The organism is Picosynechococcus sp. PCC 11901 (assembly GCF_005577135.1).
GTDB lineage: Bacteria > Cyanobacteriota > Cyanobacteriia > Cyanobacteriales > MRBY01 > MRBY01.
This window is the reverse complement of the sequence record NZ_CP040360.1, coordinates 1,641,692-1,656,161: the sequence shown is the minus strand read 5'-3', so window position 1 is coordinate 1,656,161 and position 14,470 is coordinate 1,641,692. Positions and strand designations below refer to the sequence as shown.

Below are 14,470 nucleotides of genomic sequence, written 5' to 3'. Positions count from 1 at the left end.
ATGTCATTCATTTTGAGTTAAAGGAATTGTTTCTGGCAGCCTCGTCTACCTGCTGCCAAAACTGAGCCCAATTTCCTACATTTTATCCCCTCAGTTTAGCTTCAGAATTTAGGAGTAACATCGTTATTTTTCAGGGTTTTTACTCAACACAAAATCCTCAAGCGGCCTGGGAATTTTTCTTATTTAATACCATTATCTATCCCTGTAAAATCACCAGAAGAATAAATTAATCAATTTTCTCCGGAGTAAGAAATTTCAAGCAAAAGGTTAAGGCTAAATTCCAGAAAACTACGATTTTCAGGGAAGCTAAATTAGATACAAGCTAGATTGAGGGAAACTGCCATACTCTAGGGTAACCATCGCGATCGCTTTAAAGTTATTCAGGGTATGGATCGTCCCCACGCTGCACCTCAATTTTCTCAAACCCCTTTTCAACGGGTGACAACTGGGTCGATCTTTTTTTTAATCACCATTGTGATTGCGATCTGTGGCTATATGTTGTTTGGTTGGACGGCCCTAGAATCGTTTTATATGGTCGTGATCACGGTGTTTGGAGTGGGATATGGAGAAGTAAAACCCCTGGAGACGACGCCGGAAAAACTATTTACGATTTTTGTCATCTTAGCGGGGACATCAGCGGCCATCTATGGGGTGGGAGGATTTGTGCAAATGGTGACGGAAGGAGAGATTAATCGGGCGTTTGAGGCAGAAAGACAGCGCAAAAGCATCTCTAATTTAGAAAGTCACATTATTATTTGTGGTTTTGGTTATATTGGCCAAATTTTAGCCCAAAAACTTGAAGATTCGGGACAAGCTTTTGTGGTGCTCAGTATTGATCCAGAACAATTGGCGATCGCCGAACAGCGGGGTTATCTGACTAAGGAGGGAGATCCGGCAGATGAGCTGATTTTGCAGGGGTTAGGCATTCGGCGGGCCAAGGCTTTAGCGACGGTGCTTGATAGCGATGCCAGCAATGTATTTATTACTTTGACTGCCCGGGAATTGAACCCAGAGTTAATGATTTTGGCGCGGGGGGAAGTGCCCAGTACCGAAAAAAAGCTCCGGTTAGCAGGGGCAAACCACGTCATTTTACCTGCCAGTGTCAGTGGGGCGCGGATGGCTAATTTGATTACGACACCACCCGCGACGGATTTCTTTAGTCAGTCCTCTCAGCAGGAACAACTGAATGATCTTTTGCAACAAATTAATGTGCAGATGATTGAGTTGGCGATCGCCCCCCAATCATCCCTCGTGGGGAAAACAGTCCGGGAACTAGAAATTCGCGGCAAAGGAGCTTTTATTGTGGTGGCTTTACGGCGATTTCAAGGCGATTTTATCACCCATCCGAGTCCAACTTTAATGTTGACTTCTGGGGATATTTTAGTGGTTTTGGGTCACGAAGAAGACATTCCTAAATTTGCCCGGTTTTATCAATTATTTCAACCCAAATAAGCTTTTCCCCCCTCAGCAAAATTAATTTAATCCCGATGAATTATCCGTTCCTAAGGAAACCCATTACTTTATGATTGATCAATTGTGGTTGCTAATTTGTGCTGGTTTGGTGCTGTTGATGCAAGCTGGCTTTATGTGCCTCGAATCTGGCCTGACCCGCACAAAAAATAACATTAATGTGGCCGTTAAAAATCTCTCCGATTTTGGTTTGTCGGTGATACTGTTCTGGGCAATTGGCTATGGTCTGATGTTTGGGCTATCCCAATGGGGGGGGATCGGTGGGAGCAATTTCTTTTTGGGCACGACTGGTAACCCCGAAGAGGCCGCTTTTTTCCTATTTCAAGCGATGTTTTGCGGTACGGCCACAACGATTATTTCGGGGGCGATCGCCGAACGCCTCAAGTTTGAAGCTTATATCATCATTGTGATCCTGGTGTCGGGGTTTATCTATCCGGTTTTTGGACATTGGGCCTGGAACGAAGCGGGTTGGTTGCGACAACTGGGGTTTCTGGATTTTGCGGGTAGTACGGTGGTGCATAGCATGGGGGCTTGGGTGAGCCTGGGTACCTTGCTTTTAGTCGGGGCTAGGGAAGGGCGATTTACCCCCACAGGAACCCAAAAAATCCAAGGATCGAACTTGCCCTTTGCCGTTTTGGGGGCGTTGCTGTTGTGGGTGGGCTGGCTGGGATTTAACGGGGGAAGTACCTTCGTTTTTAATGACCAGGTGCCCCAAATTATTACCAATACAGTGCTGGCAGGAACTGCGGGGATGGTGACGGCGATGCTCCTCAGCCAATGGTATCTCAAGCGCTCAGAGGTCGAGGAAATTATCAATGGTTCCCTGGCGGGACTGGTGGCGATTACGGCCTGTTGCGATCTGGTGTCGAGCCCTTTGGCGGTGGTGGTGGGGATAACGGCGGCGGGGGTAGCCCGATGGGTGTCGAGTCTTTTAAAGCGCTACAAAATTGATGATGCGGTGGATGCGATCGCCGTCCATGGGGGCGCGGGACTGTGGGGAACCCTCTGTGTCGGTTTATTTGGCAATGTCGAAGCCCGCCATAGTCAACTGCTAGTACAACTCTTGGGGGTGGCGATCGCCCTTGCCTGGGGGACGGGGCTGACTTGGCTAATTTTGCAACTGTTGCAGCGGTGGTATCCTTTGCGGGTTTCCCCGGAAGCCGAAGCCCTGGGTTTGAATATTTCTGAACATGGGGCCAAAACCGATGCCTACGAACTGTTTCAGGTGATGGATCACCAGGCCGCGACCCAAGACTTGACCCTGCGGGTACCCGTAGAACCCTTTACGGAAATTGGCCACATTGCCACCCGTTACAACCAAGTGATCGACGCCCTCGAACAAAACCACCGGGAAAATGCCGAATCCCTAGAGGAACTTTATACAATCACCGCGATGGCCGTGGCCGCCATTGAGCACCAAAATTTTGACCCAGATTTGTTTGCCAGTTTTGGCGATCGCCCCGATGAATTGGGCATTTTAGGCCGCTCCCTCCAACAGTTGCTCCAGACGATTAACCAACAAACAGCGGCCCTCGAACAACTACAGCAGCAACAACAAACGACCCTAAAGGCCGTGCTCGGAGAAATTTTCCAGCAGCGGTTTGGGGAACCGAGCCTCACCTATCAAGGACAATTACCCGATTTGCCCTCGGCGCTGACCATGGCCGAAATTACCCACATGGCGATCGCCGCCACCAGCTTTGGGCAATTTTTAACACAAGTGCAGGCTACCAACGTTGCCTCTGGAGAAAATCAGCCAGTTGCCGCAGATTGGAACGATTGAAAATATAAATTCACCAAGTCCTGAAACACTGACAAAGCCTCTACCCCTGAGCCTGCCTTTTTCCGGGAAAATTAAACCATAGGTCTTTTCGGAGAATTGTTAGCCGTGGTCATCGATGCTCAGGATCGTTACGAAGCGCGTACCCAACAAATTGCTAGGGAGTTAATCGCTGCCACCAGGGAAAAACGGTCATTTTTCTCGAAAATCCAAGACCAGATGCGCCTAGACGATAAATTGCTGGGCTGGGCCATGGAAAATCCCCATTTGCGGGTGCAACTGTTTCGCTTCATTGATGTGTTGCCAGCCCTCAAGGACAATACGGCGATCGCCCAGCATCTCCAACAGTATCTAGGGGATGAGTCGGTGGAGTTACCTGGAGCTTTAAAAAAAATCCTCAATTTTACTGAACCCCATTCTCCTCCGGCCCAGATTGCGGCCGCAACCATTAGTAAATCCGTGGAAACCCTCGCGTTTAAATATATTTCGGGGGAAAACGTCAAGCAAGTGCTAAAAACCGTTGAACGTCTGCGTCGAGACAAAATGGCGTTCACCATTGATCTCTTGGGCGAGGCAGTGATCACCGAATCAGAAGCCCAGAAATATCAGCAAACTTACCTCGATTTAATGGCGGATTTGGCGACAGCGGCAAAACATTGGCCTAAGGTCGATGCCATTGATGCGGCGGACGGTGAGGATCTCGCCAAGGTGCAAGTATCCGTAAAATTGACAGCGTTTTATTCCCAGTTTGATCCCCTCGATCCGGCGGGCAGCAAAGAAAATGTGGCGGAACGGGTGCGGCTATTGTTACGCCATGCCCAGGAATTGGGGGTTGCGGTGCACTTTGACATGGAGCATTACGAATATAAAACGCTGACACTGCAAATTTTGAAAGAGGTTTTGCTGGAGGAGGAGTTCCGTGATCGCAGTGACATTGGCGTGACATTGCAGGGCTACTTGCGGGATTCTTACGCCGATTTAGAAAGTTTAGTTGAGTGGGCCAAGGAACGGGGTACCCCTGTCACTGTCCGTTTAGTGAAAGGGGCTTACTGGGATCAAGAAACGATTACGGCGCTGCAAAACCACTGGGAACAGCCGGTTTTCAACGAAAAGGGCGCGACGGATATTAATTACGAACGCATGACCCGGCTGCTGCTAGAAAATCATCAATTTCTCTACGGGGCGATCGCCAGCCATAATGTGCGTTCCCAGGCGGTTGCCTGTGCGATTGCAAAAGAACTCAACATTCCCCGGCGTAATTTTGAATGTCAAGTGCTGTACGGCATGGGCGACCAAATTGCGAAGGCGTTGATAAAAGAAGGTTATCGGGTGCGAGTGTATTGTCCCTACGGCAAAATTTTGCCGGGCATGGCCTACCTAATCCGGCGTTTGTTGGAGAATACCGCCAACAGTTCTTTCCTCCGCCAGAACCTAGAAGAGCGTCCCGTTGAAGAATTAATCGCGCCCCCCACTGGTGATCTCAAGGCAACGATTCACGACCTTGATAGTCGTCATCTGCAATTTGCCGGGGCTGCCAACGTTGATTATGCCGAGCCAGAACTGCGGGATAAGTCCCAATTTGCGATCGCCGAGGTAAAAAAACAGCTTGGCAAACGTTATCTGCCCTACATCAACGGTGAATATGTACAAACCGAAAATTTTGTGGACTCGGTGAATCCCTCCCGTTCCACAGAACTCATTGGTAAAGTTGGTCAAATTTCCCTAGAGCAAGCCCAAGGGGCGATCGCCGCCGCCAAAGCCGCTTTTCCCGCCTGGAAAAAAACCCCCGTCTCGGAACGGGCCAACATTCTCCACAAAGCTGCCGACATCATGGAAGCCCGTCGCCACGAGTTGAATGCGTGGATTTGTCTAGAAACGGGCAAAATCCTTAAGGAAGCAGATCCAGAAGTCTCCGAAGCCATTGATTTTTGTCGCTACTACGCCGATGAAATGGAGCGTTTGCACCAGGGTTATACCGTTAAACCCGATGATTTATCCCAGGTACAGGGCTTCAAAAAATACGATGTTTGTGGCGAAACTAACCGCTACCATTACCAACCGCGCGGCCTTGCGGTGGTAATTTCTCCGTGGAATTTCCCCTTTGCGATCGCCACAGGGATGACCGTTGCAGCCTTGGTGACAGGCAACTGTACCCTCCTAAAACCCGCTGAAACCTCCAGCGTGATCGGTGCAAAAATCGCGGAAATCCTCATTGAAGCGGGGATCCCCAAGGGTGTCTTTCAGTTTGTGCCAGGACGTGGCTCCACCGTAGGCGCAGCGATGGTTAAACATCCCGATGTGCATCTGATTGCTTTTACGGGTTCCCGTGAAGTGGGTTGTAATATCTATGCCAATGCGGCGATCGTCCAACCGGGCCAAAAGCACTTGAAGCGGGTCATTGCCGAGATGGGCGGCAAGAATGCGATTATCGTCGATGACAGTGCCGACCTCGACCAAGCGGTGACGGGTGTGCTCCATTCGGCCTTTGGCTATAGCGGTCAGAAATGTTCGGCTTGTTCCCGTGCCATTGTGATGGAAGCAATCCACGATATTTTTGTGGAACGTTTGGTGGAGGCGGTGAAATCAATCCAGGTCGGCGAAACGGATAATCCGAGCGTCAAGATGGGGCCGGTGATTGACGGGGCAGCCCAAGCGAAGATCAAGGACTACATCCTGAAGGGCAAGGAACAATCAAAAGTCGCCTTTGAAACGGCAGTTCCCAACAATGGTTATTATGTGTCCCCAACTATTTTCACTGATGTACAAGCGGATCAGGCGATCGCCCAGGAGGAGATTTTTGGGCCAGTATTAGCGGTGATTAAAGTCAGTTCTTTTGATGAAGCCTTAGCGGTTGCCAATGGCACAGACTACGCATTGACCGGGGGCCTTTATTCCCGGACACCGCAACACATCGAGCGAGCAACGGAGGAATTTGAAGTGGGCAATCTCTATATCAACCGGGGGATTACGGGGGCGATCGTGGCCCGTCAACCGTTTGGGGGCTTTAAGATGTCCGGTGTAGGTTCTAAGGCGGGCGGCCCTGATTATCTCCTGCAATTCCTAGAGCCACGTCATGTGACGGAAAATGTCCAGCGTCAAGGGTTTGCGCCCATTGAAGGCGTTGATTAATTGATGAAATAGTGGCGATCGCCTTTCTGTAGAAGTATGGGAGGGCGATCGCCTCAATTACTTTAATCGGGTGGGTGCCATCCTGCCGAAATCCAAGCTTGTCGTACCATGACTGCATAGGGATTATTCAGTTGAAGAGCAAGCACTGTCGCACGACCACAAGCAGTTAAACCACGAATCAAAGCACCTTCTCTTTCCCAGATGAAATGCTCTGACCACTTTTGAGTACGGGGATTAAACAAAGCAACGGTGGTATTCGTCACTGGATCGATGCCATGGGTTTTCGTGCCTTTGTAGGAATTACAGAGACGGCAAGCTAGCCACAAATTATTTTCTTCGTCCGAACCGCCTGCTGCTTTTGGGATAATGTGATCGATTTCTAAGATACCTAAAACATATTTCTGAAGGCTTTTGCAGTAACCACATTGATTATTGGCGGTTTCTCTCACCTGTTGGCGCAGCTCTTCTGGGATGTAGCTCATTCGCTGAGAGGTTGAATTAATCGACGTTTCACAGCTTCGTTTAATGCTGTCGCTTTACGCAGAAGTCCTTCTTGATAAACTTGCATCAGAGTCTGAAGTTCGGAGGAATCGGGATTGGACAGTTGCCCTGCTTGTTGTAAATCCAGTAGCTGGCTAAGGCGGGCATCTTGTTCTGGCTCCATCTGTAGCTCGGTTAGACCTAAAATCTCTTCATCATCTAAAGCTGTAATCGCAGGAGTTGCTGTGCTATTGGGATGGGAAGCAGGAATGAGAAGCTGAATACTCTCCGCCACAACACTGGACAAGTCACGATTGGCGAGATAGGCAAATTGCTCAACTCTTTGATATACGTCATCTGGTAACTCAATCGTAATGCGAGTGCTCATAAATTTTGACTACTCAATTCAATGAGTTGAACTCTGGCTAAAATTATATCGTGAGCTTTTAGCGTTCAAGATGTCTGGTGTGGGTTCTAAGGCGGGAGGCCCTGACTATCTCCTGCAATTCCTAGAGCCGCGTCATGTGACTGAGAAGGTTCAGCGTCAAGGCTTTGCTCCTATTGAAGGCGTTGATTAATAACCGGAAGAATGGCTCTAAAGCCCCGTCTTAACTTCAGCAAGTTCAGTCACCTTTTAGGACAGCTTTCTGGTAAAGAGCATTGGGAGACCCTAAACGGACATGGAGAGATGGTAAGGCTAATTGTGTTGCAACCCAGCTAAGTATCAAGAAATCTTCGACCGTTTACGGCGGGAAAATATGTCAACTTTTTACTGGAGTGTTCAATGGACGGTCATCCATATCGGCAACATTTGAACGTTGTTTTCCCTTGTGAATATGACCATTTTTGACCGTGTGGGAAAATGCGCAGTTAAGACCGACAGGTATGGGGTTTGGCGACCAAAAAACTCCACTTTCTCACCATTACATCTTGAGCACGACCGAGTCGTGTCCTAGGGGTGGGGCATAATATTGGGGATATGTTGCCCATCACGGGGTTGCCACAAGGGAGTTGCAAAATCTGTAACCCAACGCTGGTCTCTATTTTTCTCACCTAAGCTGTAACTATGCGCCCTAGTCTCCAAGCCGTTCCTACCCCTGCGTCTTTTGCGGATTTGCCCCTGGCCCAGCCCCCCGATGGTCAGCAGCTAGAGAATATTAAAAGTCATCTGGACTTGGTCTTATTGGCGTTGGAGTCCTTAGCGGGCCTGAGTTCAGAGGCGATGTTACAGGCGGCCAAAGAGCTAAATTTAGAGGCAGTCATCGGCGATCGCGTTACCTTATGGCGACTGCGACAGTCCAACCCCCTCCGGAAAAGTAGTGGGGGCCGCAAAAAATTAGACGTCGAAGAAGCCCGCTCTTTGGTGTTGATCATTTGCCATTTAGCCCGCCAGCAGCAGGATGACATTCGCCGCGCCTGCGCTCTCCTGGAACAGATGACCGAACAAGGCCAGGAACCCCACCGAGCCGCCCTTTTAGGGGATTACCTCGATAACTTTAGCAACACCTACCAAGAACGCATGGAGGAAGGGGAGGCGATCGCCTCAGCCTCTTTAGTGGGACTCGCCCTGAAATTACTGATTGATTTGCTGTTCTATGGGGCCAAAAATGGACATCGACGCCTCTGGTTAGCATTAATCGATCAAGGCAAAACCTAGAGACTTGACCTAAACTCCACCCTTGATTTTTTCTCTTTTTTACTCAATTCCCCCGTAGTTTGTTTTCGTTCTTAGATGGTTCCTATGCTCTCTCCCACCCTCACCCGTCGCTATACTCCCCCCACCTGTAGCCTGGAAGTGGCAGCGAAAACCTCGGCCCTCTCCCAGTGGACAGGGAAGCCGCTGATTAAAGAATTGAATTTTGAGTTGAGTTTTGATGATCCGCGCCTTGGCCCCGACCAGCGCATCGTCATCAAAGGCGATCGCCCCCAATTGGATGCCCTCGCCACCGCCGTCAATGACTATGTCCAAGGGTTTCTCCAAGACCTCAGTCCAGACCTAGAATGGCTGCCCCAAGCCGCCTCTGTCTATGGCTACCACAACACCCCTGGTCAGACCGTCGCCACCCTGCCCCAACCCCAGCTTGTCACCCAGGGACTTTTGTCCCATACCCTCCACCTGGGTCGCCTAGCAACCAAGGAATCTGGCCCGACCCTCAAACTCAACGCCACCCAGCTCCATGACCTGGCGGAGGCCCTCGAAACCTACCAGACGGACATGGTGGCTTTACCCAGCCTCACTGCTAGCCAACAACGCCGGACTGTCACTCGCTGGGGGGCGATCGCCGCGTCTTTTCTCCTCGTGGTGGGGATTAGTAACGCCGTTTGGCAACAGCAACAAATCCCGGAAACCAGTAGTGCCCTAAACCTTGAAGCTACGGATGAAGCGGGCAACCAAGTAGAGCTTATCCCTCCGGATCCCCACGCTTCCTATACCTTCTCGCCAGTGCCATCCGCAGCCGATGCGCCCCTAGATGACCCACGGGTTGCCCCCCAAACCGTTGATCTGACTCAACCGACGCCAGGGGAAACCACGACTGCGAATCCGGCTCCCCCAACCGCATCCCCCCCCAGTCCCCCTAGTAATGATCCGGCCCCGATCACGGCTACTGCCCCCAGGGAGAATACCAGTCTGAGCGTCGCTCCCAGCTTTGGGGGACAAATGGCCAGAACCACCGCTGCCGATCAAGCAGAACAATTTGCCGATGCGCCCCAGCAAGAGGCGATCGCCCTGTCTCCCGCCAATGCCCCAAGGCTAAACCCCGAACAGCGAGTTGAACGTCATTTTCAAACCCAGTGGCAGAGTCCCGCCGACCTCGGTGAAGTGTTGGAATATCGTTTAAAGCTCAGTGAACAAGGGGCCATTGAAACGGTCTTTCCCATTGGTAAAGCTGCCGAACTGTATCAACCCCAACTTTCTTTTCTCTCTGTGGGTCGCAATGTTGGCGCTTCTTTTCCTGCTGAAAGTCGGACATTTCGCCTAGTGTTAAATCCCGATGGTCGTGTCCAGGCTTTTACCGAAGCGCCCCGCTAAAAACAGCCTTGGTAAAGGGGAAGTTAAATTCGCGATAAGCCCAAAGAAATACGCAAAAAAGCGGCCTTAGCTCCACTATGATCGTGAATAGGCGGGCATTGGCTCGTTTTTAGAAATTTATTTCGAGAGTTCAGAAGGAACTAAATCATGATGGCGCATTTTGACTTATTTAGACATGACCACGACACCCAGGATTTCGCGGCGGGCACTGTAATTTTTAGCGCAGGCACCCCAGGCGATCTGCTCTACATTATCCAAACCGGGGAAGTGGAAATTCAGTTTCAAGGGCAACCCTTGAGTATCCTCGGTGAAGGGGAAGCTTTAGGAGAAATGGCCGTCATTGAGCCGGGTTCCCCCCGCAGTGCGACGGCGATCGCCAAAACGGATTGTCGCCTCGTGGTGATTGACCAAAAGCGATTTACGTTTCTCATCCAGCAAAATCCCTACTTTGCCATCGAAATCATGAAAACCTTAGCCGAGCGTTTAAGTCGCACGAACCAAAAGCTAGAGGCCCAGGGTTAGGGACGGTTGTTAACAAAAGTGCCTTGCGGTTGAATCCCGCTGAGAAGATTCATTGGGAAAAGCCGCTCAAATTTATCCCCTGGGAAATGGCAGATCAGGGGTACATTGGTAAACATCGCTGTAGTAGCCAGAAACCCAAACTTGTTCAGAAGCGCGGCAGTTTGACAGAGGAATCGGTTCAAAGATGTTGATCGACCATAATTCAAAGGGCGTTTGGGAAAATTGAGCGCTGATTCTGTCTAAATCGTCAGTGTAAGCTGCTGGCGCATCTTGTTTTGGTACAAAAGCAAAAAATACAGGACGTTCTAGGGCACGTCGTTGCTGTTCCCAGGCAATCCCCATCATTTCGCCAATTTGCACGGTGCTTTCCCTGGGGAGCACCATCAGTACAGGTTGGGTTGCTGTTGCGAGTCGGTCAACGATTTTGTCGGGGTGGTAGTACTTTTGGTAGCCCCAATCATGGACGACAGTTAAGGCACTACAAAAACTAATCAGCACCATAAAGGCGATCGCCTTTGTCCCAGATTTCACCTGGGGAAACCGAGTCCCCATCGTTTCAACCCCTAGACAGCGAATATTCTCCCGCTGCCAAAAATAGCTCAGGCCAACGGCCCCCAAGAGAATTACCGCCGGAAAATACACAAAACTGTAACGGGCCCCACGGGTAATATCGATGCCGAGGCCAAAACTGAGCACCCCAAAAAGTCCCCAGGCAGCCCCCACAAAACGACAGAGAAAAAATAACTCATCCTGAAACTGAGAAACCGTGCTCTGGGCCTTGATGCCTTGTCGCCACAGGGTTAAAAAACGAATACCCACCACGATCATCACCGCACCACAGACAATTACCGTCGGCAAAAAATCCACCTCAATGGGCAAAAGCATCACCATCGTGACAACGGTGGCCAACAACTGAAAGACCGGACTGAGCCATGCCAGCCAATCACTGCGATCGAGGCGAATCCAGCTAGTCATACTCGTGCCATAGCTGTCGGGGAGTACCTGGGTTTTCCAGATCAGCCCCAAAAGCCCCACTGTCAGAATAATTGTGCCTAAACGCCACCATTGCTTCGGAATCGGATATTTGCGGTGGGCCACCATCCACCACCCCAGGGCGATCGCCTCGGCCAGAAGCGTCAGAACAAAAAAGTAATGCACTAACAGCCCCGCCCCACAGAGGACAATCCCCACAAAAACTTGCCCCCAGGACAACGCCTGCCGGGTCTTAATTTGGCGCAGCACTAGGAAACTAAATCCCAAGGAAGCGATCACAAACAGACCAATTAATGTATAGTGACGAGCTTCCTGGGCCAGGTAAATATCAAAGGGCGAAAAAGCCATCAAAGCCGCCGTAAGTTGGGCAATTTTTTCCGACTGAAAGAGCCACTTTGCCAAACCATAAAGCGCTCCAATGCCTAACAAACTAAGCAGCACCGAGAGGAGACGCACCCCATCAATGGAAATGTAACCCCCCATCTCTAGGGGAAATAGGCGCTGCCAGAGGTTAACCACCATGAAATATAACGGCGGGTGGTTATCGTAATGGATCAAAAAATGGGCCGCTTCAGTGACACCTTGGTCTGGGTAGCCGAGCAGTGGCGCTAAAAGCTCTTTCCCCGTGAGAATTTCGTCGTAGGGCAGTTGATTATAATTTTCGGCGCGACTGTAGAGGAGGGTCGCAAATTCATCGGTCCAGGGGGGTTTTGCACCAAGGTTTGTCAGGCGAATAATCCCGCCTAAAATCACCCAAAACCATAATAAAAAAACGGGTAACGTTTTGCTTGAAATAATATTTTTTGGGGAGGTATTTAAAAAGAATTGCAACTTTAAAATGAAGCCTTAACTAAAATGAACGGCAAGGGGATGCAACCCCAGGGGAGTCTTTGTCTTCTCGCAATGGTGAACGATATTAGCAGACCGCAGCGATAATTTCGACGATGGCAGAAGCGTGACAAAACTTGTTAGGATGTGGTTTTTATCCATTAAAATCCTTTTGTTTTTTTCACCATGGAGGTTACGAGTGAGTCATGAAGTCCCAATCCCCCGAAGCGTTACTATTAATGGTGAACGATATTAGCAGACCGCAGCGATAATTTCGACGATGGCAGAAGCGTGACAAAACTTGTTAGGATGTGGTTTTTATCCATTAAAATCCTTTTGTTTTTTTCACCATGGAGGTTACGAGTGAGTCATGAAGTCCCAATCCCCCGAAGCGTTACTATTAGTGGATGGTTATAACGTCATTGGTGCTTGGCAGGAGCTTAAGGCAACCCGCGATCGCCACGGCCTTGAGATGGCACGGGACGAATTAATTGAAGTTTTAATTAACTACGCCTCCCACAACTGCTACCGGACAAAAGTCGTTTTTGACGCCCATTACCAGCAGACCCCTAGCCAAGAAGAAGAACATACGCAATTTGTTTCCGCTTACTACACCGCTTTCTCGGAAACTGCCGATACTTACATCGAAAAAGCCTGCGCCGCTTTTCGGCACGACTATAATACGCCCCGACGGGTAATTGTGGTGACCTCTGACCAGGCCCAACGGCATACGGTGGTGGGTTATGGGGCGGAATGGATGTCTTCTTTAAAGTTGCAATCGGATGTGGCCGCCGCCAATCGACGTTCCCGGGATCATCGCAAACGCCAACGCCAGCAGCGACGGGGGCAACTCTTAAATAGTCTTGATCCGAAAACCCAACAGATTTTACGTCAGTTACGCCATGGCCTCTAAGGTTTCAAGGTTTCAAAAAAAGGCGATCGCCAAGCCGACGATAAACGCGATAGACCGTGCGTACTTGGTCTAAAAAAGCATAGGGTATTTTTAATTTGAGACCAGCAATCAGGGGTCGATAAAGGCAATAATAGGCCCGTTTAAGATCTTTCCAGGCATAACAGGGCTCTGGTTTGAGGAAGTCGGAAATATCTACCACAAGTCCCCGACCATCGACCCCCAACATCACATTTTTCCCGTGGACATCATGGGGATTAAGGCCCTGGGCATAGACATAATCCAAGGCTTGATCAATATCTTCAATGACTTGTTTCGGAATCGGAATCCCCCGGTGGGCACAGTCGTAGAGGGTCGTGCCATGCAAACGCCGCAGCACTAAAATGCCATCCTTGGCGTAATAACATTCCGAAAATGCAGCGTGGGTCCCTAGGCGACGATAAACTTCCACTTCTGCGGCAAATCCTTCCCGGTGGGGGGCATAGACCTTTACCACCCACGCCGGAAAATCAGGGTGGGCGACAACCGCAGCATAGTTCCCGGTGCCCACGCAATACCAAGGGCTGGGACAATGGCGCACGATCACAGGATGGTGGGGATGCTCGCTGGTGAGATCGAGGTGGGGTCGGAGTTCCTGTTCGAGGCGATCGCAAAAAACTTGGAGTCGAGATTGAGCCATAGATCCTTTAGGGGAGGATTTTTCGCATCAAGATTGCATGGGGCTGGTAGGTGAGGGTCTGGTAAAAGCTCTGGGCCGTCTGATTATTCGTAAAAACCTGGAGGGTAATTTGGCGATCGCCTTTGGTTTTCGCGTACCGTTCCGCTGTGGCCATAAGCGCCGAACCCAGCCCCTGACGGCGATACTCCGGCATCACATACAACAGAAAAATATGACTGTGGCGATCGCCGCTAATTTGATCAACACTATTGCCCAGCCAGAGACAACCCACCACTTGCTCCGTTTCTGTCCGTACCCACCAGAGGGGCGTATCCACTGTGAAGTAATGGTTCAAGGTTGTACGGAGATGATCGAAACCCGTTTCCGGATAAAGTTCCTGGTAACTGCGGTGCAAAAACTTTAACAATAACGGTCGGTCGATCATCGCACCCCGTCTCAGAGAAAAGCCCGCTGGTAGCATGACCTAGCCCAAAAAACTAATGGGTGCTGGGGCGAGCATATCGGTGGGGAGAAAAATCCGGGCGCTGACAATCCCTAAAGCCAAGAGGAAGACCAGCAAAATTAAGAACGGCAGAATCTGTTGACGAAATAAGTCCATAGGTGGCGATCCCAAACAACACATAGAAAATATCTCTGTCAGTGTAACCT

General features: G+C 50.1%; 13 protein-coding genes. 7 read left to right on the top strand and 6 right to left on the bottom strand.

Annotation, left to right across the window (positions count from 1 at the left end):
* Positions 1–387 precede the first annotated feature (387 nt).
* From FEK30_RS09010 to pruA, 3 genes are all read left to right on the top strand, one after another.
* Positions 388–1,452 (top strand): potassium channel family protein, encoded by a 1,065-nt coding sequence (locus FEK30_RS09010; protein WP_138072997.1) that lies wholly within the window; start codon positions 388–390, stop codon positions 1,450–1,452.
* A gap of 70 nt (positions 1,453–1,522) precedes the next feature.
* Positions 1,523–3,253: an ammonium transporter gene (locus tag FEK30_RS09005; RefSeq protein ID WP_138072995.1), complete on the top strand. Its 1,731-nt coding sequence runs from the start codon at positions 1,523–1,525 to the stop codon at positions 3,251–3,253.
* A 105-nt stretch (positions 3,254–3,358) separates the two neighbouring features.
* On the top strand, positions 3,359–6,379 hold the full coding sequence (gene pruA, locus FEK30_RS09000; RefSeq protein ID WP_138072993.1) for an L-glutamate gamma-semialdehyde dehydrogenase: 3,021 nt from the start codon (positions 3,359–3,361) through the stop codon (positions 6,377–6,379).
* 62 nt (positions 6,380–6,441) lie between these two features.
* On the opposite strand, the gene FEK30_RS08995 is transcribed toward pruA, so the two are convergent.
* Both FEK30_RS08995 and FEK30_RS08990 read right to left on the bottom strand, forming a co-directional pair.
* Positions 6,442–6,861, bottom strand: a complete 420-nt coding sequence (locus FEK30_RS08995) for an HNH endonuclease (protein WP_138072990.1) — start codon at positions 6,859–6,861, stop codon at positions 6,442–6,444.
* The gene (locus FEK30_RS08990; RefSeq protein ID WP_138072988.1) at positions 6,858–7,247 is read right to left on the bottom strand and encodes a hypothetical protein; all 390 of its coding nucleotides are present in this window, start codon (positions 7,245–7,247) and stop codon (positions 6,858–6,860) included. The genes FEK30_RS08995 and FEK30_RS08990 overlap by 4 nt, the downstream gene beginning before the upstream one ends.
* 678 nt (positions 7,248–7,925) lie before the next feature.
* Between FEK30_RS08990 and FEK30_RS08985 the strand changes: the two genes are divergently transcribed.
* From FEK30_RS08985 to FEK30_RS08975, 3 genes are all read left to right on the top strand, one after another.
* Positions 7,926–8,516, top strand: coding sequence for a DUF3038 domain-containing protein (locus FEK30_RS08985; protein ID WP_012306700.1), 591 nt, complete (start codon positions 7,926–7,928; stop codon positions 8,514–8,516).
* Between the two features lie 84 nt (positions 8,517–8,600).
* Positions 8,601–9,890, top strand: a complete 1,290-nt coding sequence (locus FEK30_RS08980; RefSeq protein WP_168191137.1) for a DUF4335 domain-containing protein — start codon at positions 8,601–8,603, stop codon at positions 9,888–9,890.
* A gap of 147 nt (positions 9,891–10,037) precedes the next feature.
* A complete protein-coding gene (locus FEK30_RS08975; RefSeq protein WP_012306702.1) occupies positions 10,038–10,412 on the top strand; it encodes a Crp/Fnr family transcriptional regulator in 375 nt (124 codons plus the stop codon).
* A gap of 72 nt (positions 10,413–10,484) precedes the next feature.
* Here the strand turns inward: FEK30_RS08975 and FEK30_RS08970 are convergent, their stop codons facing one another.
* Positions 10,485–12,158, bottom strand: coding sequence for a glycosyltransferase family 39 protein (locus FEK30_RS08970; RefSeq protein ID WP_138072984.1), 1,674 nt, complete (start codon positions 12,156–12,158; stop codon positions 10,485–10,487).
* A 445-nt stretch (positions 12,159–12,603) separates the two neighbouring features.
* On the opposite strand from FEK30_RS08970, the gene FEK30_RS08965 reads away from it, so the two are divergent.
* Positions 12,604–13,146, top strand: coding sequence for an NYN domain-containing protein (locus tag FEK30_RS08965; RefSeq protein WP_062433333.1), 543 nt, complete (start codon positions 12,604–12,606; stop codon positions 13,144–13,146).
* 4 nt (positions 13,147–13,150) lie between these two features.
* On the opposite strand, the gene FEK30_RS08960 is transcribed toward FEK30_RS08965, so the two are convergent.
* From FEK30_RS08960 to FEK30_RS17110, 3 genes are read right to left on the bottom strand one after another with little or no spacing between them, the layout of a single operon-like run.
* Positions 13,151–13,822 (bottom strand): serine/threonine protein kinase, encoded by a 672-nt coding sequence (locus tag FEK30_RS08960; protein WP_138072982.1) that lies wholly within the window; start codon positions 13,820–13,822, stop codon positions 13,151–13,153.
* A gap of 7 nt (positions 13,823–13,829) precedes the next feature.
* On the bottom strand, positions 13,830–14,246 hold the full coding sequence (locus tag FEK30_RS08955) for a GNAT family N-acetyltransferase (protein ID WP_255447844.1): 417 nt from the start codon (positions 14,244–14,246) through the stop codon (positions 13,830–13,832).
* Positions 14,247–14,285: 39 nt separating this feature from the next.
* Positions 14,286–14,420 (bottom strand): DUF8624 family small hydrophobic protein, encoded by a 135-nt coding sequence (locus tag FEK30_RS17110; RefSeq protein ID WP_255447843.1) that lies wholly within the window; start codon positions 14,418–14,420, stop codon positions 14,286–14,288.
* Positions 14,421–14,470 lie beyond the last annotated feature (50 nt).

What these genes read in the sequence shown, in the direction of transcription:
- FEK30_RS17110 (WP_255447843.1), bottom strand. Translation starts at nt 14,420, where the DNA reads ATGGACTTATTTCGTCAACAGATTCTGCCGTTCTTAATTTTGCTGGTC.
- FEK30_RS08985 (WP_012306700.1), top strand. Translation starts at nt 7,926, where the DNA reads ATGCGCCCTAGTCTCCAAGCCGTTCCTACCCCTGCGTCTTTTGCGGAT.
- FEK30_RS08965 (WP_062433333.1), top strand. Translation starts at nt 12,604, where the DNA reads ATGAAGTCCCAATCCCCCGAAGCGTTACTATTAGTGGATGGTTATAAC.
- FEK30_RS08980 (WP_168191137.1), top strand. Translation starts at nt 8,601, where the DNA reads ATGCTCTCTCCCACCCTCACCCGTCGCTATACTCCCCCCACCTGTAGC.
- FEK30_RS09010 (WP_138072997.1), top strand. Translation starts at nt 388, where the DNA reads ATGGATCGTCCCCACGCTGCACCTCAATTTTCTCAAACCCCTTTTCAA.
- FEK30_RS08995 (WP_138072990.1), bottom strand. Translation starts at nt 6,861, where the DNA reads ATGAGCTACATCCCAGAAGAGCTGCGCCAACAGGTGAGAGAAACCGCC.
- FEK30_RS08975 (WP_012306702.1), top strand. Translation starts at nt 10,038, where the DNA reads ATGATGGCGCATTTTGACTTATTTAGACATGACCACGACACCCAGGAT.
- FEK30_RS08990 (WP_138072988.1), bottom strand. Translation starts at nt 7,247, where the DNA reads ATGAGCACTCGCATTACGATTGAGTTACCAGATGACGTATATCAAAGA.
- FEK30_RS09005 (WP_138072995.1), top strand. Translation starts at nt 1,523, where the DNA reads ATGATTGATCAATTGTGGTTGCTAATTTGTGCTGGTTTGGTGCTGTTG.
- FEK30_RS08955 (WP_255447844.1), bottom strand. Translation starts at nt 14,246, where the DNA reads ATGATCGACCGACCGTTATTGTTAAAGTTTTTGCACCGCAGTTACCAG.
- FEK30_RS08960 (WP_138072982.1), bottom strand. Translation starts at nt 13,822, where the DNA reads ATGGCTCAATCTCGACTCCAAGTTTTTTGCGATCGCCTCGAACAGGAA.